General features: G+C 48.9%; 22 protein-coding genes, 1 tRNA gene and 1 pseudogene. 16 read left to right on the top strand and 8 right to left on the bottom strand.

The annotated features are described in order from the left end of the window. Positions 1 to 35 precede the first annotated feature (35 nt). From AC2A06_RS14235 to fumA, 3 genes are all read right to left on the bottom strand, one after another. Entirely contained in the window at positions 36 to 995 is a 960-nt protein-coding gene (locus tag AC2A06_RS14235) for a GGDEF domain-containing response regulator (RefSeq protein WP_484380722.1), read from the bottom strand. Beyond that, entirely contained in the window at positions 982 to 5,562 is a 4,581-nt protein-coding gene (locus AC2A06_RS14230) for a CHASE domain-containing protein (protein ID WP_484380721.1), read from the bottom strand. The genes AC2A06_RS14235 and AC2A06_RS14230 overlap by 14 nt, the downstream gene beginning before the upstream one ends. Before the next feature lie 211 nt (positions 5,563 to 5,773). Beyond that, the gene (gene fumA / locus AC2A06_RS14225; RefSeq protein ID WP_484380720.1) at positions 5,774 to 7,420 is read right to left on the bottom strand and encodes a class I fumarate hydratase FumA; all 1,647 of its coding nucleotides are present in this window, start codon (positions 7,418 to 7,420) and stop codon (positions 5,774 to 5,776) included. Between the two features lie 265 nt (positions 7,421 to 7,685). Between fumA and AC2A06_RS14220 the strand changes: the two genes are divergently transcribed. The 6 genes from AC2A06_RS14220 to ruvX all read left to right on the top strand — a co-directional run bounded on the left by AC2A06_RS14220 (position 7,686) and on the right by ruvX (position 11,934). Continuing rightward, a complete protein-coding gene (locus tag AC2A06_RS14220) occupies positions 7,686 to 8,186 on the top strand; it encodes a SprT family zinc-dependent metalloprotease (protein ID WP_484380719.1) in 501 nt (166 codons plus the stop codon). A gap of 151 nt (positions 8,187 to 8,337) precedes the next feature. Next, positions 8,338 to 9,036: a deoxyribonuclease I gene (endA, locus tag AC2A06_RS14215; RefSeq protein WP_473196974.1), complete on the top strand. Its 699-nt coding sequence runs from the start codon at positions 8,338 to 8,340 to the stop codon at positions 9,034 to 9,036. A gap of 98 nt (positions 9,037 to 9,134) precedes the next feature. After that, positions 9,135 to 9,866: a 16S rRNA (uracil(1498)-N(3))-methyltransferase gene (rsmE, locus tag AC2A06_RS14210; protein WP_484380718.1), complete on the top strand. Its 732-nt coding sequence runs from the start codon at positions 9,135 to 9,137 to the stop codon at positions 9,864 to 9,866. Positions 9,867 to 9,899: 33 nt separating this feature from the next. Continuing rightward, positions 9,900 to 10,850, top strand: a complete 951-nt coding sequence (gene gshB, locus AC2A06_RS14205; RefSeq protein WP_023489064.1) for a glutathione synthase — start codon at positions 9,900 to 9,902, stop codon at positions 10,848 to 10,850. 101 nt (positions 10,851 to 10,951) lie between these two features. Continuing rightward, positions 10,952 to 11,515, top strand: coding sequence for a YqgE/AlgH family protein (locus tag AC2A06_RS14200; protein WP_484380717.1), 564 nt, complete (start codon positions 10,952 to 10,954; stop codon positions 11,513 to 11,515). Next, positions 11,515 to 11,934: a Holliday junction resolvase RuvX gene (ruvX, locus tag AC2A06_RS14195; RefSeq protein WP_023489066.1), complete on the top strand. Its 420-nt coding sequence runs from the start codon at positions 11,515 to 11,517 to the stop codon at positions 11,932 to 11,934. The genes AC2A06_RS14200 and ruvX overlap by 1 nt, the downstream gene beginning before the upstream one ends. Here the strand turns inward: ruvX and AC2A06_RS14190 are convergent. Then, the gene (locus AC2A06_RS14190) at positions 11,900 to 12,937 is read right to left on the bottom strand and encodes a type IV pilus twitching motility protein PilT (RefSeq protein ID WP_484380716.1); all 1,038 of its coding nucleotides are present in this window, start codon (positions 12,935 to 12,937) and stop codon (positions 11,900 to 11,902) included. The two genes, ruvX and AC2A06_RS14190, sit on opposite strands and share 35 nt — an antisense overlap. 20 nt (positions 12,938 to 12,957) lie before the next feature. Here AC2A06_RS14190 and AC2A06_RS14185 point away from each other — a divergent pair, with 20 nt between their 5' ends. From AC2A06_RS14185 to hemW, 6 genes are all read left to right on the top strand, one after another. Further along, complete coding sequence (locus AC2A06_RS14185; protein WP_484380715.1) at positions 12,958 to 13,653, top strand: YggS family pyridoxal phosphate-dependent enzyme; 696 nt, start codon at positions 12,958 to 12,960, stop codon at positions 13,651 to 13,653. A gap of 28 nt (positions 13,654 to 13,681) precedes the next feature. Continuing rightward, entirely contained in the window at positions 13,682 to 14,503 is an 822-nt protein-coding gene (proC, locus tag AC2A06_RS14180; RefSeq protein WP_473196969.1) for a pyrroline-5-carboxylate reductase, read from the top strand. Positions 14,504 to 14,584: 81 nt separating this feature from the next. Next, complete coding sequence (locus AC2A06_RS14175; protein ID WP_023489070.1) at positions 14,585 to 15,139, top strand: YggT family protein; 555 nt, start codon at positions 14,585 to 14,587, stop codon at positions 15,137 to 15,139. Further along, positions 15,136 to 15,435: a DUF167 family protein YggU gene (gene yggU / locus AC2A06_RS14170; protein WP_484380714.1), complete on the top strand. Its 300-nt coding sequence runs from the start codon at positions 15,136 to 15,138 to the stop codon at positions 15,433 to 15,435. The genes AC2A06_RS14175 and yggU overlap by 4 nt, the downstream gene beginning before the upstream one ends. A gap of 54 nt (positions 15,436 to 15,489) precedes the next feature. Then, positions 15,490 to 16,086, top strand: a complete 597-nt coding sequence (gene rdgB, locus AC2A06_RS14165; protein WP_484380713.1) for an RdgB/HAM1 family non-canonical purine NTP pyrophosphatase — start codon at positions 15,490 to 15,492, stop codon at positions 16,084 to 16,086. 25 nt (positions 16,087 to 16,111) lie between these two features. Next, positions 16,112 to 17,248 (top strand): radical SAM family heme chaperone HemW, encoded by a 1,137-nt coding sequence (gene hemW, locus AC2A06_RS14160; protein ID WP_484380742.1) that lies wholly within the window; start codon positions 16,112 to 16,114, stop codon positions 17,246 to 17,248. Between the two features lie 36 nt (positions 17,249 to 17,284). Here the strand turns inward: hemW and AC2A06_RS14155 are convergent, their stop codons facing one another. The 3 genes from AC2A06_RS14155 to trmB form a co-directional block, all read right to left on the bottom strand. Next, entirely contained in the window at positions 17,285 to 18,001 is a 717-nt protein-coding gene (locus AC2A06_RS14155; RefSeq protein WP_023489074.1) for a YggN family protein, read from the bottom strand. 77 nt (positions 18,002 to 18,078) lie between these two features. Next, positions 18,079 to 18,405 carry a YggL family protein gene (locus AC2A06_RS14150; RefSeq protein ID WP_484380712.1) on the bottom strand — a complete coding sequence of 109 codons (327 nt, stop codon included), beginning with the start codon at positions 18,403 to 18,405 and terminating at the stop codon, positions 18,079 to 18,081. Further along, positions 18,405 to 19,124 (bottom strand): tRNA (guanosine(46)-N7)-methyltransferase TrmB, encoded by a 720-nt coding sequence (gene trmB / locus AC2A06_RS14145; protein WP_473196967.1) that lies wholly within the window; start codon positions 19,122 to 19,124, stop codon positions 18,405 to 18,407. The genes AC2A06_RS14150 and trmB overlap by 1 nt, the downstream gene beginning before the upstream one ends. A 175-nt stretch (positions 19,125 to 19,299) precedes the next feature. Between trmB and mutY the strand changes: the two genes are divergently transcribed. The 4 genes from mutY (at position 19,300) to AC2A06_RS14125 (ending at position 22,090) form a co-directional block, all read left to right on the top strand. Beyond that, on the top strand, positions 19,300 to 20,355 hold the full coding sequence (mutY, locus tag AC2A06_RS14140) for an A/G-specific adenine glycosylase (protein ID WP_484380711.1): 1,056 nt from the start codon (positions 19,300 to 19,302) through the stop codon (positions 20,353 to 20,355). A gap of 43 nt (positions 20,356 to 20,398) precedes the next feature. Then, positions 20,399 to 20,671: an oxidative damage protection protein gene (locus tag AC2A06_RS14135; protein WP_023489078.1), complete on the top strand. Its 273-nt coding sequence runs from the start codon at positions 20,399 to 20,401 to the stop codon at positions 20,669 to 20,671. A 144-nt stretch (positions 20,672 to 20,815) separates the two neighbouring features. After that, positions 20,816 to 21,886 (top strand): membrane-bound lytic murein transglycosylase MltC, encoded by a 1,071-nt coding sequence (gene mltC / locus AC2A06_RS14130; protein WP_484380710.1) that lies wholly within the window; start codon positions 20,816 to 20,818, stop codon positions 21,884 to 21,886. 128 nt (positions 21,887 to 22,014) lie between these two features. Further along, a tRNA-Phe gene (locus AC2A06_RS14125) sits at positions 22,015 to 22,090 on the top strand. 242 nt (positions 22,091 to 22,332) lie between these two features. Here AC2A06_RS14125 and AC2A06_RS14120 read toward each other — a convergent pair. Further along, a pseudogene (locus AC2A06_RS14120) lies at positions 22,333 to 23,308 on the bottom strand (tyrosine-type recombinase/integrase). Positions 23,309 to 23,805 lie beyond the last annotated feature (497 nt).

The raw sequence follows: 23,805 nt of genomic DNA, 5'->3' as shown, positions 1-23,805 counted from the left end.
TGAATAATGCAATTACCAACAAATCAATTAACCGATTAACCGATAGAGCCTAACAACGCCCCGCAAACCTGGTTCTTGCCATTTTTCTTCGCCTTATATAATTGTTCTGCTGCCTGGTGCAAAAAATCATCAAGGCTCCCTGAGCTCTTGGCACCTCGGCAACAGACGCCCAGACTAGCGCTGACAAACGGCGATACAAACGAATCACTATGATGGATCTCAAGAGCAATAATTTGTGCTCTTATCTTCTCGGCTATCGCCATCGCATGATTAAATTCGGTATTAGGCAGTAAACAGGCAAAGTTTTCATCACCATAACGTGCGACAACATCTCTTGGCCGCGTAACAACCAGCTGCGTTGACTTCGCAATACGCCGCAGACTAATGTTTCCCTCCTGGTGCCCATACAATTCGTTATATTTTTTAAAAAAATCGACATCAATAAGAATCAAGCTCAGCGGTGCCTGGCTATCAAACTGCCACTCCTGATGTAATCGCTCATCAAAGTAACGGCGATTATGAACCTCGGTGACCTCATCAAAATAAAGTAATTGTCGCAATAAGTTCGCTTGTGCCCGCAATAACAACTGGGTATGAACCCTGGCTTTAACTGTATTTCTATTGATCGGCTTACTGACAAAATCAGCTGCCCCTTCCTGGAAACAACGCGTTTCAGTTTCTTCATTACTATGAGAGGTAACAAAAATAATCGGAATATCTTTGGTTTCAGGCATCGCCTTCAATTGTGCACACACCTCATAGCCACTGATATCAGGCATTTCAATATCCAGCAAAATCAAATCTGGCTGCTGCTTTAAACAGACCTCCAGAGCCTGCTTACCATTCGTCGCCATATAAACTTGATGATCGGCGGAAAACACTTGATATAGCATCTGAATATTGATCGGGTGATCATCCACAATCAGCAGCTTCGCCGTTCCCTGTTGCGGAAAAAACAGTGTTGAATCCAACTCAGGTAGATTACTTATTGGCATTATGGCTCTCTCCCTGAATAGAAAGCGCACTTAACAATGCCTGGCTTACTTCAATCGCCAGAGTAAAATCTAACTGATTGATTGCATCACTTAATGGGCGCAACTGTTCACCAAAATGATAACCAAAGTTCGTTTGCAATTTACGCATTACCTCTAATGCCGCCATATCTGAATTTTGCAGCAAGGCTATCAAAGCATTCAACTCAGAAAGAATAGGATGCGTGTCTGTCTCTTCTTTTGACGCTGCCTGATGTACATCATCAGGTGATAACTGACTTAGCTGTACCAGTGCCATCTGTATTGATTGTGCTTCCTTTTTTACCTCATCAAACAACCTAGCCATCCCTTCTGATGGCAGTGTTGGTGAGTTCTTCAACAATTGCTCGCCATCACTGGCCATCTGCGATAAGTAAGGTGCCCCCAATTGCGCCGCCAACCCTTTAAGGGTGTGCAACAACCGCGATAAAGCGGGCCAATCCTGCTGAACCACAAATTTATCCAACTGCTGCGGGAAATCAGCCAATTCGGAGGAAAACAACAACAACATATTCTGATAAAGTTCAATGTCGCCACCTAATCGATCAATGGCAGAGGTAATATCAATACCTGCGGCAGCCGCTACATTTTTCCATTCCTGTCCTAATGGTGAACTGGGGTAATTTTCACTGGCAACCAGCACCAATTCAGGGCGCTTACTGTACTTGCGAATCACCCGGATCAAATTATTCAGCTCAAAGGGCTTGCCGATATGATCGTTCATCCCTGCGGCTAAACAAGCATCACGGTCAGAAGTCATCGCATTGGCCGTCATGGCGATAATCGGTAAATCAGCCAACCCTAAAGTGCCACGAATATAGCGCGCAGCCGTTAAACCATCCATGACCGGCATTTGTAAATCCATCAGCACCACATCAAATAAAGCCGAGTTATCCTGAAGTATATCAATGGCTTCTTGCCCTTGATTAGCAATCTGAACAATAGCTCCTTCATCCTCCAATAACTCTCGTGCGATTTGCTGATTATTTAAATTATCTTCAACCACCAACAACCTGATGCCCTCTAATCGATGAGAGGATGTCTGCTGCACCATCTTTGAATTGTCTGACTGATTATTATGACTTAACACGTCAGTAACTGAATCCAGCAACATCGAGGCAGTAATCGGTTTAATCAGATAACCGTCAATCAATGTTTGATCTTCTTCACTGCGTGCTAACAACATTTCGCGACCATGAGCAGTAATCATCACAATCATTGGCGAGTTACCTTTCGACATCAGTTCACGCACGGCTTTACTGGTCTGCCAACCATCTAAGCCAGGCATTTTCCAGTCAATAAATAATGCACCGTAAGTCATTCCTTGCTCACGCTGTGTATTAATCAATTGCAAAGCGTCATTGCCGCTGGTTGCCACATCAACTGTCCAGTTGAGTGACTCCCCCATCCGTTTAATCAGATTACAAGAGGTCAAATTATCATCAATAACCAACACGCGTAGCTGATGCAGGACATTGACTTTATTTGCCAAGGTCCCTGAAATCTGCGGCCCTGAAAGCGGCTGAGAAGGTATTGGCAGAGTCACCGTGAAATGGAACAGGCTACCAAAACCGAGCTGGCTTTCCAGCTGTAATGTTCCCCCCATCAAACTGACAAAACGCTGGCTGATGACCAACCCTAGCCCAGTACCACCAAATCGGCGGGTGATGGAGGCTTCTGCTTGAGTAAATGCGCTGAATATTCTCTCTTGGTGCTCAGGAGCAATCCCAATTCCGGTATCACGGACCCCAAACTGCAACGTCACATAATGACTCTCTTTCTTCACCACCTTGATAAACAGAACCACTTCACCTTTCTCAGTAAATTTCAGCGCATTACTGCCAAGATTGGTTAATACTTGCTGCAACCGCATGCTATCCCCTTCAACAAAAGTGGGTAGTTGCGGATCAATATCAAATAAAACTTCGACACTTTTAACTTTCAAATTACCGGATAAAATAACCGACAGATCCCTCAGCATTTCATGAATATTAAATGGAATACATTCCAATACCATCTTGCCTGATTCAACTTTTGAAAAGTCTAGAATGTCATTAAGCAGATGCAGTAGTGAGCGTGCCGCTGCTTCAATTTTGACCGCATAATCTGCCTGTTTGGTATTTAACCCGGTTTTTCTCAGTAGTGTCATCATGCCAAGAATAGCGTTCATTGGGGTGCGCAGTTCATGGCTCATGGTCGCTAAGAATGCAGATTTGGCGCTATTGGCCTCTTCTGCTGCCTGCCTGGCTGCACGCAGTATATTTTCATTCTCACGTTGCTGAGTAATATCACGATTGATACCCATCATCAACACAGGGTGCCCATTCTCATCCCGCTCCACGGTACCGGTGGATTGAATAAAGCGTACTTGATTATCAATAACCACCCTAAAGTCTTGGCGGTAAACATCTTCACCTTCTAATGCCTGGTTTAAAGCAGATGCGACATCCTGACGATCTTCCGGGTGCAATAAATCAAACCAGTAATCCTGTGAAATAGGGCCATGGCGTAATTCAAGCGGTAATGCATAGATATCATTCATCCGCTCATCAAAAGAGAGCGTACTTTCAGGAATATTCCAAGACCAAATACCCAGTTCAGCCACATCTGCCGCCCTGACTAATTGATTACGCGCGATAATCAAACTGGCTTGTTGATTTTTGCTGGCGGTAATATCGGTCTGAATAGAGACATACCGATCAATTTCGCCCGCGCTATTTTTAAAAGGTGCAATAGTGGTATCAACCCAATAGAGTTCGCCGCTCTTCGATTTATTGCAAATAACCCCCCGCCACGGAACTCCACTCGAGATATCATTCCACATGGATAACCAGAATTCGGGCGAATGCGCATGAGACTCCAGCATCCGGTAATTGTTGCCAATCAACTCCTCGCGCTTATAGCCACTGATGCTACAGAAAGCATCATTAACATCAATAATCTGCCCATTACAGTCTGCAGAAGAGACGATGCCATATAAATTAAGTGTACTGAGCAAGGCATTGTTTTCTCGCAAAGCAGCTTCCAGACGGAAATAAGTGGCTTTACGTTCACTGATATCCGATTCAATTGCCATAAAACCGATGGCTTCATTCTTATCGTTATAACGCGGCTGGATCTCCAGCTCAATCCAGTACTCCTTACCCGATTTGGAACAATTGATGATTTCTCCTTTAAACGACTCTCCGGCATGTAAAGCGTTTCCCATTTGCGCCAGAACTTTTTTATCACTGTTCGCACACTGTAATAATGCTCCTGGTGATTTACCGAGCACTTCACTTTTACTGTACCCCGTAATGCGCTCAAACCCCTCATTAACCCAAACAATCAAGCGGTTTATATCAGTAATAACCACTGCGTTAGAGGTATTTTTAGCCACCAAGGCCAGCCGTTCAAGATCAGCCGTCATATTATAAGCCAAGCGTTCGGCACGATAGCGACCATTAATTTGCTGGCGGAGAAACAGTGCCAACACGCCACTTAACAAACAGCCAAGTAAAAATAACAACCAAGAGGCATAACGTTCAGTCGTATCTTCATAGTTTGCAAACCGACTGACTCTTAGTGTCATATCGCGGCCAGGAAGATGCAATATGCTGGTGTCAACAAACTCGCCGTCAGCCTCAAACTGATCTTTTTTTGCTTCTTTAGTGATAAAATCAGACTCTTTATTGGCGGATGCATCAAAAATCAAATTCTGTGTAGATATATTATTTATACTATCAAACAGTTCTATATTGACTCTTCTATTAACAAACTCAGGAATATCACTTAGCAACTCTGCTATCACTATGGGTGAATAAACTAACCCTACCAGTGATTCCTGCCGCTGTTCAGGAGTAGTCGGCATACTCCCTGTGGCGTAAACCGGAACATATAATAGTACCCCTGGGATTTTACGGCTCTCTTGTACCAGATTAACGGCACCCGTTAATGTCGCATTCCCCGTATTAATAGCCGATAATGCAGCTGCCCGTCTCACCGCTTCCGAGCCAATATCTAACCCCTCAGCACCTTTATTACCTTTGGCTGGCTCGAGAAATTTGATGATATACAGATCATTGTAATTTTTATCATTCAGCTGACGAAGAGTAAATTCAGGTGCCCCATCCGCCCTAACGGCTTTTATAAACTCATCGAGATTATTACGCTCAACCCGTTGAATAAAACCAAACCCTCTCACGCCAGGAAAGTCCACCGGCAAGTCACGTGAAGCCACATAAGCGCGGAATTGCTCTCGAGTTAAATGATTATTAGTCGCATAAACTCCGCGCGCACCATTCAAACCATTTACCGTTTGTAGGAAACGACGAACCAGTTCCCCTGAGACCCTTTCTACATCATTTTTAAACTCAATTTTGGCATGATCTTCTATTTCACGGTAGATCTGCCAAGTGCCAACTGCAGACAGAACTACCCCAACGATAAATAACATCAATGGCAGTAGATTAATTTTTATTAACCGATTTTTGGCGAAAGAGAACTTACCTCTGGCTGTGCGGGTAGCCTCTTCTGGCTGTGGCCTCGTCATGCGACATCACTTTTCAGTCATCAATAATGAATTAAGCATAGTTGTAATACCCTATGATTCAAGGCGTTTAATCATCGAGTGGGTTAGCAAACTCTGGACTCCAGAAATATCGGCTACGGCGGAATTAGGCTACTGCGGCACAGAAAGAAAGAGGCCCAGCAATGGGCCTCTCGATGACGGTCAGGCTACAACTTGAATCAACCGGGCTGGGTTACTTCACACAACCTGTACATTGTGATGACAGAACCTGCTGGAAGAAATCGTTGCCTTTATCATCCACCAAAATAAAGGCCGGGAAATCTTCCACTTCAATTTTCCAGAGCGCTTCCATACCCAACTCAGGATATTCCACACACTCCAGGCTCTTGATACTCTGCTGCGCCAAAACGGCGGCCGGGCCACCGATACTCCCTAGGTAGAACCCACCATGCTTGTGACAAGCATCAGTCACCTGCTGACTGCGATTCCCCTTAGCCAGCATAATCATGCTGCCACCATGAGACTGCAACTGATCGACATAAGAATCCATACGCCCAGCGGTTGTTGGCCCCAAAGAACCTGAAGGATAACCTGCTGGTGTTTTGGCCGGGCCTGCATAATAGATCGGGTGGTCTTTTATGTATTGTGGCAAGTCTTCACCACGATCCAGCCGCTCTTTCAACTTGGCGTGAACAATATCTCGCCCAACAATAATGGTTCCACTCAAAGAAAGGCGAGTTGAGACCGGGTATTGTGACAACTGCTTGAGGATCTCGGCCATTGGCCGGTTAAGATCCACTTTGATGGCCTCACCTTCCCCCGCCTGACGCAGTTCTTGCGGAATAAACCGACCTGGATTATGTTCCAGTTTTTCCAACCAGATACCTTCACGGTTGATCTTGGCTTTGATATTACGATCGGCTGAACAGGAAACCCCCATCCCTACTGGGCAAGAAGCCCCATGACGCGGTAAACGCACCACACGAACATCATGGGCGAAATATTTACCCCCAAACTGCGCCCCGATGCCCAGTTTTTGCGCCTCTTTCAGCAGTTCTTCTTCCAGAGCCACATCGCGGAACGCCTGGCCGTGCTCATTACCTTCTGTTGGCAAGCCATCATAATATTTCGTTGAAGCCAGCTTGACGGTTTTCAGCGTTGCTTCGGCAGAAGTACCACCGATAACAAAAGCCACATGGTACGGTGGGCACGCCGATGTCCCCAGAGTACGCATTTTATCCACCAGATAATCTTTCAACTTGCCTGGTGACAACAACGCTTTAGTTTCTTGGTACAAATATGTTTTATTGGCTGAACCGCCACCTTTGGCAATACACAGGAATTTATACTCTTCGCCATCCACACTATAGAGATCGATCTGCGCAGGCAGATTGCAACCGGTATTGACCTCTTTATACATATCCAGTGCGGCATTTTGCGAATAACGCAGATTATCGGTAATAAACGTGTTGTATACCCCACGTGACAAGGCTTCTTCGTCGCCACCACCGGTCCAAACTCGCTGCCCCTTCTTACCTACAATAATTGCGGTGCCGGTATCCTGGCAGGTAGGCAAAATGCCCTTGGCTGCAATTTCGGAATTGCGCAAAAATTGCAAAGCAACATACTTATCATTCTCGCTGGCTTCTGGGTCATGCAGAATATCAGCAACTTGTTGTTGATGACCGGTACGCAGCATAAATGAGGCATCGTGAAAAGCCTGCTGAGCAACCAGCGTCAAAGCTTGCGGATCAACCTTAAGCACCTCCTGACCAGCAAACTGATCGATGGAAACATAATCGCGGCTTAATAGGTAATATTCCGTATCGTCTGCCTTTAGTGGGAACGGGTCTTGGTAATAAAACGGTTTATTCGACATTGATCTCTCACTTGCAACATCAGCTGCGTTAAATTCACACGTGCTCTGCATGCTCAGAGCGCGCTGCGTCAAAAACTCTCTATACCTTACGTATTTTCAGGCCATCAGTCGTTGCGCTAAATCGCAAAATAGCCGCGATTAACTCAGTAGCTTAGCAATAACGGTGTGTTTTATCCTACCTGATGAAATCTCCATTACTACGGTATATCATCTCCGTTCATATCCCCTTTTGCCAGCCATTGCCTCATTACTTAAGCTAACATCAATGAACCGAATAAGAGTCCCCATTGCACTACAACAAGCGGTGATGCGCTGCCTACAGGATAAATTACAATTGGCGCAGCAACATTTAGCCGTTGAATTTCCTGAACCGAAAGTCATTTACCAGCAACGGGGCACCAGCGCGGGCACCGCCTGGTTGCAAAGCTGGGAAATCCGCCTCAACCCGGTGCTATTGCTGGAAAACCAACAGCCGTTTATTGATGAAGTCGTCCCCCATGAGTTGGCCCATTTGCTGGTGTTCCGCCATTTTGGCCGCGTTGCACCCCATGGTCGAGAATGGCGCTGGATGATGGAGCAAGTGCTACTGGTTTCCGCCCGCCGCACCCACCGATTTGAAATCAGCTCGGTACAGAGCAAAACCTTTCCTTATCGCTGCGCTTGCCAGCAACATCAGTTGACGCTGCGCCGCCATAACCGAGTGATGCGTAGCGAGAGCGAATACCGTTGCCGCCAATGTGGTGAAAAGCTGTTATTTTCAGGCTGACAACCAGTAAGCGTGTACAAATTCACCCGCAAACGCATATAAGTTTCTACTCACATCCCGCCGTTTGATTCACGACGGGTATATCACCATTTGCTACTGCCGATAACTTCGACTACCCTGCCTACTTTGCCATTTCAAACAGTTTTGGAATATGCCTCGCAAAATTTTATTTATAGTGGCCTTAGCCCTCTCCAGCAGCGCCTTGGCACAAGGTATTAATAACTTCACCCAAGCCAAAGCCGCCGCAGCTAAAATCAATCAAGATGCCCCAGGTAGCTTCTACTGTGGCTGTAAGATCCATTGGCAGGGAAAACAGGGTATTCCTGACCTCACCAGTTGCGGTTATCAGGTGCGTAAAAATACTCAGCGTGCTGAGCGCATTGAATGGGAACATGTGGTCCCGGCCTGGCAGTTTGGCCACCAATTGCAATGCTGGCAAAACGGTGGCCGCAAGAACTGCGATAAAGACCCCGTTTATCGCCAAATGGAAACTGACCTGCATAACCTGCAACCCGCCATCGGCGAAGTGAATGGTGACCGCAATAATTTTATGTTCAGCCAATGGAATGGTGGGGAAGGTCAATACGGCCAATGCCCAATGAAAGTCGATTTCAAAAATAAACAGGCAGAGCCGCCAGCCCGTGCGCGCGGTGCCATTGCCCGTACTTACTTCTATATGCGTGACCGTTATCACCTGCAACTTTCACGGCAGCAAACCCAACTTTTTGACGCTTGGGACCGTCAGTACCCCGTCAGCCTCTGGGAATGCCAAAGAGAAGCGCGTATCGCCCTCGTACAAGGCAATAATAACCCGTATATTCAACAGGCTTGTCAGCAACGAAAAGACTGACCTACTATTGCTGACCTACTATAGTACTTTAATGCGTAAATACGTTCGCGCTGCTTGAAAACAGCGCACTTTCATCAAGCCAGGATCTGAGAACCATTATGCGTATACCTCGCATTTACCATCCTGCCCCATTGAGCGCTAATAGCGAAATCGCTCTGAGCGAGGATGCGACTAATCATGTTGGCCGAGTACTTCGCATGAGCACTGGGCAAAAGTTGCAGTTGTTCGACGGCAGCAACCAGATATTTGATGCCGAAATCACCCGGGCCGATAAAAAGAATCTGCTGGTTCAGGTTCACGGCGCGCAGTGGGAAGACCGTGAATCACCGCTCAATCTGCACCTTGGCCAGGTTATCTCCCGTGGGGATAAAATGGAGTTCACCATCCAAAAGTCTATTGAGCTAGGCGTTAACCTCATCACCCCGCTGTTTTCCGAGCGTTGTGGTGTTACGCTTGCTGGTGAACGCTTGGCCAAAAAACGCCAACAGTGGCAAAAAATTGCCATCGCCGCCTGCGAGCAATGTGGCCGCAACCGCATTCCAGAAATCCGTGAAGCCATGTCACTATCAGACTGGTGCGCAGAACAAGATGATAGCCTCAAACTGAATCTGCACCCTCGCGCGAGCCAAAGCATCAATACACTGCCATTACCGGTGAAGCATGTGCGGTTACTGATTGGGCCAGAAGGGGGATTATCCAGCGATGAAATTGCCATGACTGCAGGTTATGGATTTACTGATATTCTGTTAGGGCCGCGGGTTTTACGTACCGAAACCACCGCCCTCACCGCAATTACCGCCTTGCAGGTCCGTTTCGGCGACCTGGGCTAATAGCCTGTGATAACAGGTTTGTAAGGAGAAGAGATGATCAAGCTCGGCATCGTGATGGACCCTATTGCATCCATCAATATCAAGAAAGACACCAGTTTTGCCATGCTACTTGAAGCACAACGCCGTGGTTGGCAAATTCACTATATGGAGATGGGTGACCTCTATCTGCATGCCGGTGAGGGCCGAGCCCGCACTCGACAACTGACGGTAAAACAAGACCAGGAGAACTGGTTCAATTTTGGCACTGAGCAAGACCTGCCACTGCATGAGCTGGATGTGATCCTGATGCGTAAGGATCCGCCATTTGATACCGAATTCATTTATGCCACCTATATTCTAGAACGTGCAGAAGTGAAAGGAACCCTGGTCGTCAACAAACCGCAGAGCCTGCGTGACTGTAACGAAAAACTGTTTACCGCCTGGTTCCCAGAACTGACACCAGACACCCTGGTGAGCCGCAGTGCAGCCCGTATTCGTGAGTTCCACCAGCAGCATGGCGATATTATCCTCAAACCGCTTGATGGTATGGGGGGAGCTTCCATCTTCCGTATTAAGCAGGATGATCCGAACCTGTCGGTAATTATCGAAACCCTGACCGAACACGGTAGCCGTTTCTGTATGGCACAGAACTTCCTGCCAGCGATTAAGGACGGGGATAAACGTATTCTGGTGGTAGATGGTGAACCCGTGCCTTATTGCCTGGCACGTATCCCGGCACAGGGGGAAACCCGTGGTAACCTGGCAGCAGGTGGCCGGGGTGAGGCTCGCCCGCTAAGTGCCAGTGATTGGGAAATTGCCCGTGCAGTGGCCCCAACCCTCAAAGAGAAAGGATTGATTTTTGTTGGATTGGATGTGATCGGCGACCGCCTCACTGAGATCAACGTCACCAGCCCAACTTGCGCTCGCGAGATCGAAGCCGCCTTCCCTGTTTCAATCACCGGCATGTTGATGGATGCCATTGAAAAGCGCCTGGCGAAAAGCTAACTACCCCATCCCCTTTCTCTGAAAGGGGATGCTATAACGACTCGAATTATTTAGAGTGTATTGACTATCCCTAATTAAAAACCACTGACTTATATAACCATATGAATTTACAGCACCATTTCCTGATCGCCATGCCTGCCATGGAAGATCCGCGCTTTAAGCATGCAGTGATATACGTTTGCGAACATAACGATGAAGGAGCCATGGGGTTGGTCATCAATAAACCAGTGGAGCATTTCACCGTTGAAACGGTGTTGGAAAAACTTAACATCCAACCTTCACCGCGCGACCCATCAATTAACCTGAAGAAACCAGTATTCTCTGGCGGGCCGTTGGCCGATGATCGCGGTTTTATTCTGCATACGCCACATCAAGGCTTTGACTCCAGCATCCTGATCTCGCCAACGACCATGATCACCACCTCGAAAGATGTACTGGAAACGCTCGGTACCCCGAACCAACCCGCAGAGGTACTGGTTGCACTCGGCTATGCTGGCTGGGACAAGGACCAGTTAGAGCAAGAAGTGCTGGCTAATGCCTGGCTAACCACCGAGGCCGATAACGAGATCCTGTTCCATACGCCAATCGCTAACCGCTGGCGTGAAGCGGCAAACCGCTTAGGGATTGATATTCGTAGCATTGCCAACCAAGCAGGACATGCCTGATGACCAACCGTACTATTATTGCCTTTGATTTCGGTACTAAAAGCATCGGTGCGGCTATCGGCCAGGAAATCACCGGCACCGCACGGGCATTACCTGCCTTCAAGGCACAGGATGGCGTACCGGAATGGCAAAAAGTTGAACGTCTATTGCAAGAGTGGCAACCCGATTTAGTGGTAGTCGGTTTGCCGCTGAATATGGATGGCACTGAGCAACCGTTAACTGAACGTGCCCGTAAATTTGCCAATCGCCTGCATGGTCGCTTTGGTGTGCAGGTAATTCTGCATGATGAACGTTTAAGCACCGTTGAAGCCCGTTCACACCTGTTTGACCGGGGGGGCTTCCGGGCGCTCGACAAAGGTAGTGTGGATTCAGCCTCTGCGGTGGTTATTCTGGAAAGCTGGTTTGAGCAGCATCCTTAGGCCCTCCCCCGCTGAGTATCCCCGCTTGAATACGCTGCTGTAGCCCTTGTTCAAAGGTTTGCATACCCGCTTGCCCCCCGCTATGTAACACACTGGCCAACTGATGGGTTTTCCCCTCACGGATCATGCTGCTAACCGCCGCCGTGGCGGTAAGAATTTCGTAAATAGCCACTCGCCCTCCACCAGGCCGGCTCAACAGCTTTTGGGCAATCACCGCTTGCAGGCTGTTAGCTAACTGCGCGCGTACATAGGGCTTTTCCTCTGCGGGGAATACATCCACCAGCCGCTCTACCGCTTGTGCTGCACTACGCGTATGCAGGGTCGCCAGTACCAGATGGCCGGTTTCCGCAGCCGTTAAGGCCAGCCGAATAGTGGTGGTGTCACGCAGCTCCCCCAGCAGGATCACATCAGGGTCTTCACGTAATGCGGCACGCAATGCAGCGTCGAAGCTGTGAGTATCACGCCCCAGTTCCCGTTGCTGAATTAAGCAACAACGACTGTGATGAACAAACTCGATAGGATCTTCCAAAGTGAGAATATGGCGGTGCTGATGCTGATTAATAAAATCGATCATGGCCGCCAAGGTGGTGGATTTGCCGCTGCCTGTGGCGCCAGTCACCAATATCAGACCATCAGAGCGCTGTAACAAAGTGGGGATAATCTCCGGGGTGGCCAATTCCGCCAGGTTTGGGCAATGGCTGGCTATCCTGCGTAACGCGACGGAAAGCCCACTGTTTTGTAAAAAGAAATTAGCCCGTAACCGCACACCATCCGCCAGGGTCAATGCCAAGTCAAGCTGCCCAACCTGCTGCAATTGCTGCCACAGACTTGGCGTTAATAACGGCTTACACCCGGCCTCCATCTGCTGCGGCGAGATAATTTCTTCCCCCGCGACCGCCTGCAACTCACCATCAATACGTAACATGGGCAGATGACCGCTACAAAGGTGCAGATCTGAAGCATTATGCTTTACACTAAGAGCCACAAATTTATCGATATCCATATCAATCTCCTGGGTTAACTATGAGTACTATCCAACAGAACCTGCAAGATGTCAGGGGGCGTATTGCTACCGCAGCGCTAAGTTGCGCGCGCTCGCCAGAAGAGGTGGTATTGCTTGCAGTCAGCAAAACCAAACCTGTGGAAGCGATCGCAGAAGCCATCGCGGCAGGTCAGCGCGCATTCGGTGAAAATTACGTGCAGGAAGGTGTGGAGAAGATCCAGTATTTTGCTCAGCAACCCAACGGAATTGGCTTGGAATGGCACTTTATCGGCCCGTTGCAATCCAATAAAAGCAGACTGGTTGCCGAGCACTTTAACTGGTTCCATACCCTTGATCGCCTGCGAATCGCCGAGCGACTCAGCGATCAACGCCCTGCGGGTATGCCAGCGCTTAATGTACTGATCCAGATAAATATCAGTGACGAACAGAGTAAATCAGGCATTGCCTTGACTGAACTGGCCCCCTTGGCTGAAGCTATCGCTACGCTACCCAATATCACCTTGCGTGGATTGATGGCGATCCCGGCACCGGAAAGCGATTATCAGCGCCAGTTAGCGGTATTTGGCCAGATGAACAGCGCCTATCAGGCGCTTAAACAGCGTTATCCGCAAGTGGACACGCTGTCGATGGGGATGACTGACGATATGTCCGCCGCTATCGCCGCGGGCAGTACCCTGGTACGTATCGGTACCGCTATTTTTGGCGCTCGGGCCTAACAAATCCATACAACCAATGAGGAAGTCCATGCAACACCGTAAAATAACCTTTATTGGTGCCGGCAATATGGCACGTGCGATTATCGCTGGTCTGGTTGCCAGTGGTTATCCGGCTTCCGCCATCAGCGTTTGCGCACCATCACCGGGCAAGCGTGATGCGCTGGCCGCCGAGTATGGCGTGATCAGCAGTGCCGACAATATCGCCTGCGCACAAGCCGCCGATGTGGTGGTGCTGGCGGTAAAACCACAGATGATGGCGCAAGTCTGTCAACCGTTACAACAGCAGGTTAATTTCTCTGGCAAACTGGTGTTATCCATTGCAGCGGGTATCCTGGTCAGCCGATTCTATCAAATGCTCGGCACCGCCTTGAATATTGTGCGTATTATGCCCAATACACCCGCACTGGTGGGGGAAGGCATCAGTGGGCTGTATGCACCGGCTCAGGTAAGCCAACAGGACCGCGATTACACCAGCAGCCTGATGAGTTCAGTGGGTAAAATCTGTTGGGTCGATGACGAAAACGATATCAATGGCGTAATAGCCGCTGCGGGGAGTGCCCCGGCCTACTTCTTCCTGTTTATGGATGCGATGCAGCAAGAGGCTGAACGTATGGGCTTCAGCAGCCAAGCGGCCCGTAACCTGGTGCAACAGGCCGCTGTGGGGGCAGCCGCATTGGCTAGCGCCCACCCGGAAATATCTTTAGCAACCCTACGAGATCAAGTAACCTCTAAAGGTGGCACCACCGCCGAAGCATTGCGGGTATTCAATGAGCACCATCTGCCAGAGACCGTCGCTAAAGCAATGCAGGCCGCCGTTTCCCGTGCGCAGGAAATGGAAAAATCATTTTAACTGTACCTGAAGATATTCAGGTTGCTAGGCAACTTGAACTCTCAAGGGCATCACCAAGAGTTAAGGAAAAGGGTAACCTACATGCTAACGCTGACTTTCCTGGTCAAAACTGTTATCGATATTTATGTGATGGTGCTGTTGCTGCGCATCTGGATGCAACTGACACGCACCGACTTTTATAACCCCTTCTCACAGTTCGTGGTAAAGGTCACCCAGCCGATTATTGGGCCATTGCGCCGTATTCTTCCTTCTATGGGGCCGGTAGACAGCGCATCTTTATTGCTGGCCTTCCTGTTGATGACCATCAAGTACCCGCTGTTGTTGCTGATCCAAAGTGGCGGCATGTCACTCAGTCTGTATAACTTGCTGTTTGGCCTGATCGCCTTGATCAAATCTGCCGGGCACCTGATTTTCTGGGTGGTGATCATTCGGTCATTAATGAGCTGGGTCAGCCAAGGGCGCAGCCCAGTTGATTATGTTATGCATCAGCTTACCGAACCGCTGATGGCCCCGATCCGTCGGTTGATTCCAGCGATGGGTGGGATTGATTTCTCTGCGATGGTGGTGATCCTGATCCTCTATCTTCTCAACTCTCTGGGCGCGGACGTGTTTGGTCAGATCTGGGTCCTACTGTGAGTGCAGTCACCCCAACGTCCGGCGCGCTGACTATCAGGCTTTATATCCAGCCTAAAGCCAGCCGTGACCAGATTATTGGCCTGCATGGCGACGAGATAAAAGTCGCCATTACCGCACCTCCGGTAGACGGTCAGGCCAATGCCCACTTGGTCAAGTTTATCGCCAAGCAGTTCCGGGTGGCGAAGAGCAATGTGGTGATAGAAAAAGGCGAATTGGGGCGACACAAGCAGCTACGCATTATTAACCCACAGCAGATCCCTGCTGTGATTGCAGCACTATATCCGGCCGAATTTTGACCCGGCCGCTTGATTGACGACGGGTATCAACAAATCATTTCCAAGGTAATCACTATGCAAAAAGTCGTTCTTGCCACTGGCAACCCGGGCAAAGTACGTGAACTGGCCGATCTGCTAGCCGATTTTGGTCTGGACGTGGTAGCACAAACCGAGCTTGGCGTGGACTCCGCTGAAGAAACTGGCCTGACATTTATTGAAAATGCCATCTTGAAAGCTCGTCATGCGGCACAGATTACTGGCCTGCCAGCCATTGCTGACGATTCCGGTCTGGCGGTAGATGCTCTGGGGGGGGCTCCGGGGATTTATTCTGCCCGCTATGCTGGTTTGGAAGCCAGCGATCAGCAGAATCTGGACAAATTACTGGTCACGCTGCAAGACGTACCGCCAGGCAAACGTGGTGCCCAATTCCACTGCGTACTGGTCTATATGCGCCATGCAGAAGATCCAACCCCATTAGTGTTCCATGGTTGCTGGGCTGGGGAGATCGCTTTTCAATCCTCAGGGGCGGGCGGTTTTGGTTACGACCCAATCTTCTACATACCAGAATTGGGCAGCACTGCAGCGGAATTAACCCGGGATGAAAAAAGCGCCGTTTCGCACCGTGGTAAAGCATTAAAGCTGATGCTGGAAGCCATGCGTAATGCCAGTTAAAACCATGCAACTGCCGGTCAAAACCATGCAACTGCCACCACTGAGCCTCTATATTCACATCCCCTGGTGTGTACAGAAGTGCCCATACTGCGATTTCAATTCCCATGCGTTAAAGGGCGAAGTACCACACCAGGAGTATGTTGACCATTTGTTGGCTGACCTGGAGGCTGATTTGCCACTCACCAGTGGCCGTGAAATCAGTAGCCTGTTTATCGGTGGCGGAACCCCGAGCCTGCTAAGCGCAGAAGCCATGCAAGCGCTGCTGGACGGTGTGCGAGCACGGGTTAAAGTTGCGGATAATGCCGAAATCACCATGGAAGCTAACCCAGGCACGGTGGAGGTTGACCGTTTCAGTGGCTATCTGCGCGCTGGCGTGAACCGCATCTCCATCGGCGTACAGAGCTTTAGCAGCGAAAAACTAACCCGCCTGGGCCGCATACATGGCCCAGATGAAGCTAAACGCGCAGCCCTCCTGGCAGCAGGGCTTGGGTTACGCAGTTTTAACCTTGACCTGATGCATGGCTTGCCGGACCAATCACTGGCAGAAGCCCTGGACGACCTACGCCAAGCCATTGCGCTGGATCCCCCCCATCTGTCGTGGTATCAGCTGACTATTGAGCCCAATACCCTGTTCAGCTCACGCCCACCAAAACTACCCGATGATGACGCACTCTGGGATATCTTCGAGCAGGGGCATCAGTTATTGAGTGATGCGGGTTATCAGCAATATGAGACTTCCGCCTATGCCAAGCCGGGCTATCAGTGTCAACATAACCTCAACTACTGGCGGTTTGGTGATTATCTTGGCATTGGTTGCGGTGCGCACGGCAAGTTGAGTTTTGATGATGGGCGCATACTGCGTACCAGCAAAACCAAACACCCACGTGGCTATATGCAAGGGAAGTATCGCGATAAGTCGCACCAGGTTGCAGCCGATGATCGGCCGTTTGAATTCTTTATGAACCGTTTCCGTTTGTTGGAAGCGGCACCTCGAGCAGAGTTTACCCGCTATACCGGGCTGGATGAAAGCGTGATCCGCGCACCACTGGAACTGGCACTGGCCAACGGTTATCTACTGGAGTCTGAGCAATACTGGCAGGTGACAGAAAAAGGCAAACTGTTCCTTAATTCACTGCTGGAACTCTTTTTAGCCGATGAATAATAGATGGGGCAACCTCTGCCCCATATCTATCAAACCTTACTTCAGCGCTTTAATCAGGCCTTTACGCTGGTTTTCTAATGCACTCACCCGGTTGCAAACGTCGCGGCCAAAGTTCTGGAACCCCTGCTCCTGGCTGCTCCATTCATTTTTAATGGCTTGTTGCAAGCCACCCAAATTGCCCATGAGCGCCTGCAGTGGGTTGCCTGCAGCATTAGCTACCTGCTTGATCCCCATTTCATTCAGGCTATCTTGCAATACACCGCCCAAACTCTGCTGCACAATATTGCGTGAATCCTGTTCAACCTGATTGATCGCCTTGTGGTGAAATGCCAAACCATCACTGCGACGCTCAATAACACGATTCATCTGCTGCTTAAGCTGGGTATTCAGTGTGGTCAGGCGATTACGCACATTACTGCTGCTACCCAACTGTTTGACAATCACGTTATCCAGCGCCACCCGGGCTTTTTCCAGGTGCTGCTGTGCCCCTTGTTCGATCAAGGGTAAATCTTTGCGCAATGCCTGCTGATAACTAAACGCCTTTTGACGCTGGTTATCATTCAGGCTCATCACCTTACCGTTGTGCGTGACATCACCATCAGGGGAAATATTAAGGTCCCCACTTGCTCCCACCACTTGCACCTGATGTGGCGTGATAATGACATCATCTTGCGGCCTGACATTGCACTGGTACTGCGCAGAAACCGGCAACGCAGACAGCAACAGTAAAGCTACTGCGGTTTTCTTTAACATGGTTTTCATTAACCTGATTTTCTTTAAAAGAGCTTCCTGTGATACCCGTTACCCGTTCTGCGGTCTATCTGGCAAGGTTAGTCCCACCAAATGTCAAACAACGCGCTAACCTTTACCTCATTCAACTGGCGTGCTTCCAACCAGTTTTTGATCAGGTCGCGCTGGGCATCGGTACAATGGCCAATCTGCTGCAAACAGACCAAGCCTTCCCACTGTAGGTAGCCGCTGCCATCAAACGCTAACCCGTTAGGTTCGATAACCTCATCAATAAACGCATCCAATGTGCTGTCAATATCTTCGACAGCAGTACCTTCAGCAAAACACCAGGCAACGGAAAAGCCCAATTCCTGAAACTCGTCAATATGCATTTTTTTACGTAAGCGACGACTGCGGTTCTTAGCCATTATTTAACCCTCTCAAACATCAAATCCCAAACGCCATGTCCCAGGCGCTGGCCTCGTAATTCAAATTTTGTCAGCGGACGTGATTCTGGCCGAGGCACATAATCCTGAGTGACAGACAGATTACGGTACCCGGCGGTGTTATTCATCACTTCCAGCATATGCTCTGCATAAGGTTGCCAGTCGGTGGCCATATGAAATACCCCACCGATTTTTAATTTACCTAACACCAGTTCAACAAACGGCGGCTGTACAATGCGACGTTTGTTATGCCGTGCTTTGTGCCACGGATCGGGAAAAAACAACTGCACCATATCCAGTGAAGCGTCTTGAATCATATTTTGCAAGACTTCTACCGCATCATGGCACATTACCCGCAAATTACTCAATTGCGCTTCATGGGCATCCGCCAGACAGGCCCCGACACCCGGGGAGTGAACTTCAATCCCCAGAAAATTCTGCTGCGGATTTTGGGTCGCCATCGTGACCAGAGACGCCCCCATGCCAAAGCCGATCTCCAGTACCGTCGGGGCTTCTCGGCCAAATAGCGCCGCCATATCGACAGGTTCAACTTGATATTCTAACCCCATGACCGGCCAATAGTTATCCAGCGCGTACTGCTGGCCTTTGGTCAAACGCCCTTGGCGGCGGACAAAACTGCGAATACGGCGCATCGCGCGGCCGTTCTCATCAAATTCCGGAGAGATGACGTCATTAATCATAGTGCTTTCTATCTGTTGAACTGCCAATTAGGGAAACGCGCATTATGCAAAGATACCTTGGTTTAGCAAGCATTCATCACGCTACTTGCCTGAAAGTTCCGGTTTACAGCACCTTGACTCTATGCTGCAATCGCCCATCAATAAGATCATTAACCGCCGGATAACGCCCCCATTTATGATGCAAGCGCAACAGTTTTCGCACCTGGTGCTTGAGTGGTACCAACGCTATGGTCGCAAGACGCTGCCATGGCAACTCGATAAAACACCTTATCAAGTATGGCTCTCTGAGGTGATGTTGCAACAAACTCAGGTTGCCACAGTGATCCCCTATTTTCAGCGATTTATGGCACGCTTTCCAAACTTGCGCGCCCTTGCTGAAGCACCATTGGATGAAGTGCTGCATCTCTGGACCGGTTTAGGTTACTACGCACGCGGCAGAAACCTGCATAAAGCGGCTCAAACTATTGTGGCACAACACGGCGGCGAGTTCCCGACAACCCTGGAAGAAATTGTCGCTCTGCCTGGTATTGGCCGTTCAACCGCCGGGGCGATCCTCTCTTTATCGATGGGCAAGCACTACCCCATCCTTGACGGCAACGTCAAACGGGTACTGGCACGTTGTTACGCAGTCGATGGCTGGCCAGGTAAGAAAGACGTGGAGAACCGCCTCTGGCAACTGAGTGAAGAACTGACGCCTGCGGACGGTGTTGGTCAATACAACCAGGCAATGATGGACCTGGGGGCGATGATTTGCACCCGCAGTAAACCCAAATGTGATCTTTGCCCCCTCAATCTGGGTTGTAGCGCCAACGGTAACAGCAGTTGGGCCAACTACCCGGGCAAAAAACCGAAACAGACCCTGCCAGAAAAAACCAGCTACTTCCTGCTGTTGCAACAAAGCGATAAAGTCTGGCTGGAACAGCGACCAGGCACAGGTTTATGGGGCGGGTTATTCTGCTTTCCACAGTTCAGCACCCAAGAAGAGCTGGCGTATTGGTTACAACAGCGCGGCCTGAGCACTAACCACCTACAGCAGTTGACGGCATTTCGCCACACTTTCAGCCACTTTCATCTGGACATTGTGCCCATGTGGCTAAACATCGATAAAGTCGCTTGTGCCATGGATGAGAATGCTGGTCTCTGGTATAACTTAGCGCAGCCGCCATCGGTCGGGCTGGCAACGCCTGTTGAAAGGCTGTTGCAGCAGTTGGCGAAACAGTCCCTGACCTAAGCCGGTATCACTATTTCGGTATAACTATTAATGAGGAATTAGCATGAGCAGAACCATTTTTTGTACTTTCCTGCAACGTGACGCCGACGGGCAGGATTTCCAGCTCTATCCTGGTGATATTGGCAAGCGCATCTATAACGAAATCTCCAAAGAGGCCTGGGCAGAATGGATGAAGAAGCAAACCATGCTGATCAATGAAAAGAAACTCAATATGATGAACATTGATGACCGCAAACTGCTGGAACAAGAGATGATCAACTATCTTTTCGAAGGGCACGATGTGCATATTGAAGGTTACACACCACCCAGTCAGTAAATTTACGCAGCTAGCGTTATGTACCTAAGTTCATTCCAGTTGCAGGACAACCGCAGGGTGTTTTAAACAACGCTTACGCTGGCTCCGCAGGAGCCAGGCCCTGATGGACCAAGTCACGCAGCAAGTATTGTATACGGCTTTGACATGAAGAAAATTTTAACGTTACTCATGATAGCACCTTTGCTGATCTCTTGTTCCAGCAACAAAGATGAAGCAGTTAACGAAGCCTATATCAAAGACACCAACGCCTTTGACATTCTGATGGGGCAATTTGCCCACAACATCGAGAATATCTGGGGAATGAACGAAGTTCTGATCGCTGGCCCGAAAGATTACGTCAAATATACTGACCAGTATCAAACCCGAAGCCATATTAACTTTGTTTCAGGCACCATCACTGTCGAGACCATTGCCACTACCGATCCCGCCGCTCATCTACGTCAGGCGATTATCACCACCTTGCTGATTGGGGATGACCCCGGTTCTATTGATCTTTATTCTGACGCCAATGACATCCAGATCAGTAAAGAGCCGTTCCTCTATGGGCAGGTGCTGGATAATGAAGGCCAGAGTATCCGCTGGGAATGGCGCGCTGCTAAGTTTGCCGACTACCTGCTGCAACATAAATTACAACGCCGCACTTCTGGCCTGCATGTGATCTACTCGGTAACCATTCAGTTGGTGCCTAACCACCTGGATAAACGTGCGCATAAATACCTGCCAATGGTACGCAAAGCTTCACAAAAATACGGTGTCGATGAGTCGCTGATCCTGGCAATTATGCAGACTGAATCCAGCTTCAACCCCTATGCAGTAAGCGGTTCAGATGCACTGGGGCTGATGCAGGTCATGCAACATACTGCCGGTAAAGATGTTTTCCTGATGCAGGGGAAATCGGGCATTCCAAGCCGCAGCTATCTGTTTGATCCAGAAAATAACATTGATGCCGGCACCGCCTACCTGGCGATTTTGCAGAACAACTATCTGGGTGGTATTCAAAACCCGACTTCACGCCGTTACGCGGTAATCACCGCATACAATGGTGGCGCAGGCAGCGTGCTTCGGGTATTCCACAGTGACAAAGCGCGTGCCGCGAGCATTATCAACAGCATGCCCCCGGGGGATGTTTTCCAGACCCTCACCACCAAGCACCCGGCCAGTGAATCACGCCGTTACCTGGTGAAGGTCAACAACGCCCAGAAAAAATATCGGTGAAAATAACTCATCACCCTGTCATGACCTGATGAAAAATGACTATTTTGACTGAAAAGAGAACAAGTAAAACTGTTTGTAGCAGAAACTGATTGACGCCACACCAGCAATACGGTTTAATGCGGCCCGTTGCCCGGATAGCTCAGTCGGTAGAGCAGGGGATTGAAAATCCCCGTGTCCTTGGTTCGATTCCGAGTCCGGGCACCACTTATTCAGAAGCGCTTGTCATTCTTTCAGAATGAAAAAATGATGGGTTCTAAAGCGAGCACAAACTAGCAATAACCCAACGCAGAATGGTAGTTTTATGTAGTGATACCATTACTCGGTTGTTGTAAAAGGCTCTTGAAAAGCCCACCTGTTACCGCAGGTGGGCTTTTTCGCTTACGTGTTTTACATTTTCTACATTCAAATATCAAACTGCGTCAAGGGAAGTTCCTCCCCTCCCCCATCTAAACCCACAATTCCTGTTCTAGCAACTCGCGTAAGCTATCGATATCCTGATCAATGTACTCCAACGTAGAACGCAAACTGGAATGCCCCAACAGGCGTTTGACGGCCTGCAGATTACGATCTGGTGATTTCATCAAGTTAGTGGCCACAGTGTGCCGAAAACGGTGCGGACTGACGACAAACCGACACTCCTTCGATAACCGCCGAAAAAAGGCTCGAATTGGATAGATGCCCATGTCGGTCATTTCACCCTGTTGTTTTGCCCTCCGTCCCACATCAAAACGGTTCACATTGAACAACTGTTCTTCCGGTTCGGCACCCGCTTCCAGTGAGCGGGTCACCAGTATCTCCAAACGAGGAAAAAGTTCGGTAATGATGGGAATACGCAGTTCACGGTGATTCTGCGCACTGGCGATAATCAAATCAAGCCAACGATCTTCAAGATTGACGTCACAGATACGTATGTGGCGAAGTTGGTTCTGACGTATCGCGGTGTAACTGAGGGTATCAAGCACCATCAGCCAGAACCAGGCAGGCATGGATCCGCCAGTTCACCGCCAAACTCATGGCCTGCAACCGCTCCAGCTCCTCATACTGCGCCATCAGCCGATAGACGGCCTCCGTCTGTGCCTCTGTCAGGATTTTCTTCTTTTTCCTTCCTGCCCGCACCACTGCTTTGTTAAAAGGATTATCCTTATGCTGTAGTAATCCGTTCTTCATTCCGAAATTGAACAGCGCCCTCATATGCGTCACCTTATTATTCCAGGTTGTCGCTTGTAATTGCTGCTCCTTCAAAACATGCCTGCGCCATTCGAGCACCACTCTGTTATCAACCTCATTAGGATTTTTAGTGGTAAACCTTAAAAAAGTCCTCACCACCTTTCGATAACTCCACTCGGTGTCATTACGGAGCGCATGACTGAAAAAATAATGGTCTAATAGCGCATCAAATGTTACTAACTGTTCACAAGTCACCAGATGTTCTCCAGGATTGCTCCATAAAGTAATCAAAGAACTACCTGCCGGAAATGCGAAAACATTTCAGCAATATTCATTTGCCAAATTGGTACTGGCCACCTGTATCGAATATAAACTGCATCAAGCAGTTGCAAAACCTGACCGTTTCCTTCTGGTATGTGCATAGCGTGGGTATCCTGATAGTTAACAGGTGTTCCACTCTAGGAAGAAAAATAACGGCTACTACAAAAAACTCTATATGTGTTTTAAAAATTTATTTCATAAAAGACGCTCCATTGTTACCGGAGCGCCACATGAGTTCAGCAAGAAAAATCCAATTTAAATAACAACATAAAGCATAATTTAATTACTTATTCCCTTAGTATTATTATTATTCCATCTTCCCCCGGTATTAGTTATCACGCATCATTTACATCACAGAACCTACATCAAATAGGTATCATTTGCAATATTTTGACAACTATTGCGATATTAAATTATATTTATGATACTTT

The sequence above is a fragment of the Serratia sp. HNCC26DJ244 genome (assembly GCF_057180565.1).
This window is presented reverse-complemented; position numbering and strand designations above follow the sequence as displayed.

Bases quoted from the DNA above. Each gene is read 5' to 3' on its own strand.
- AC2A06_RS14235 (WP_484380722.1), bottom strand. From the start codon at position 995: ATGCCAATAAGTAATCTACCTGAGTTGGATTCAACACTGTTTTTTCCG.
- AC2A06_RS14230 (WP_484380721.1), bottom strand. From the start codon at position 5,562: ATGACGAGGCCACAGCCAGAAGAGGCTACCCGCACAGCCAGAGGTAAG.
- fumA (WP_484380720.1), bottom strand. From the start codon at position 7,420: ATGTCGAATAAACCGTTTTATTACCAAGACCCGTTCCCACTAAAGGCA.
- AC2A06_RS14220 (WP_484380719.1), top strand. From the start codon at position 7,686: ATGAACCGAATAAGAGTCCCCATTGCACTACAACAAGCGGTGATGCGC.
- endA (WP_473196974.1), top strand. From the start codon at position 8,338: ATGCCTCGCAAAATTTTATTTATAGTGGCCTTAGCCCTCTCCAGCAGC.
- rsmE (WP_484380718.1), top strand. From the start codon at position 9,135: ATGCGTATACCTCGCATTTACCATCCTGCCCCATTGAGCGCTAATAGC.
- gshB (WP_023489064.1), top strand. From the start codon at position 9,900: ATGATCAAGCTCGGCATCGTGATGGACCCTATTGCATCCATCAATATC.
- AC2A06_RS14200 (WP_484380717.1), top strand. From the start codon at position 10,952: ATGAATTTACAGCACCATTTCCTGATCGCCATGCCTGCCATGGAAGAT.
- ruvX (WP_023489066.1), top strand. From the start codon at position 11,515: ATGACCAACCGTACTATTATTGCCTTTGATTTCGGTACTAAAAGCATC.
- AC2A06_RS14190 (WP_484380716.1), bottom strand. From the start codon at position 12,937: ATGGATATCGATAAATTTGTGGCTCTTAGTGTAAAGCATAATGCTTCA.
- AC2A06_RS14185 (WP_484380715.1), top strand. From the start codon at position 12,958: ATGAGTACTATCCAACAGAACCTGCAAGATGTCAGGGGGCGTATTGCT.
- proC (WP_473196969.1), top strand. From the start codon at position 13,682: ATGCAACACCGTAAAATAACCTTTATTGGTGCCGGCAATATGGCACGT.
- AC2A06_RS14175 (WP_023489070.1), top strand. From the start codon at position 14,585: ATGCTAACGCTGACTTTCCTGGTCAAAACTGTTATCGATATTTATGTG.
- rdgB (WP_484380713.1), top strand. From the start codon at position 15,490: ATGCAAAAAGTCGTTCTTGCCACTGGCAACCCGGGCAAAGTACGTGAA.
- hemW (WP_484380742.1), top strand. From the start codon at position 16,112: ATGCAACTGCCACCACTGAGCCTCTATATTCACATCCCCTGGTGTGTA.
- AC2A06_RS14155 (WP_023489074.1), bottom strand. From the start codon at position 18,001: ATGTTAAAGAAAACCGCAGTAGCTTTACTGTTGCTGTCTGCGTTGCCG.
- AC2A06_RS14150 (WP_484380712.1), bottom strand. From the start codon at position 18,405: ATGGCTAAGAACCGCAGTCGTCGCTTACGTAAAAAAATGCATATTGAC.
- trmB (WP_473196967.1), bottom strand. From the start codon at position 19,124: ATGATTAATGACGTCATCTCTCCGGAATTTGATGAGAACGGCCGCGCG.
- mutY (WP_484380711.1), top strand. From the start codon at position 19,300: ATGATGCAAGCGCAACAGTTTTCGCACCTGGTGCTTGAGTGGTACCAA.
- AC2A06_RS14135 (WP_023489078.1), top strand. From the start codon at position 20,399: ATGAGCAGAACCATTTTTTGTACTTTCCTGCAACGTGACGCCGACGGG.
- mltC (WP_484380710.1), top strand. From the start codon at position 20,816: ATGAAGAAAATTTTAACGTTACTCATGATAGCACCTTTGCTGATCTCT.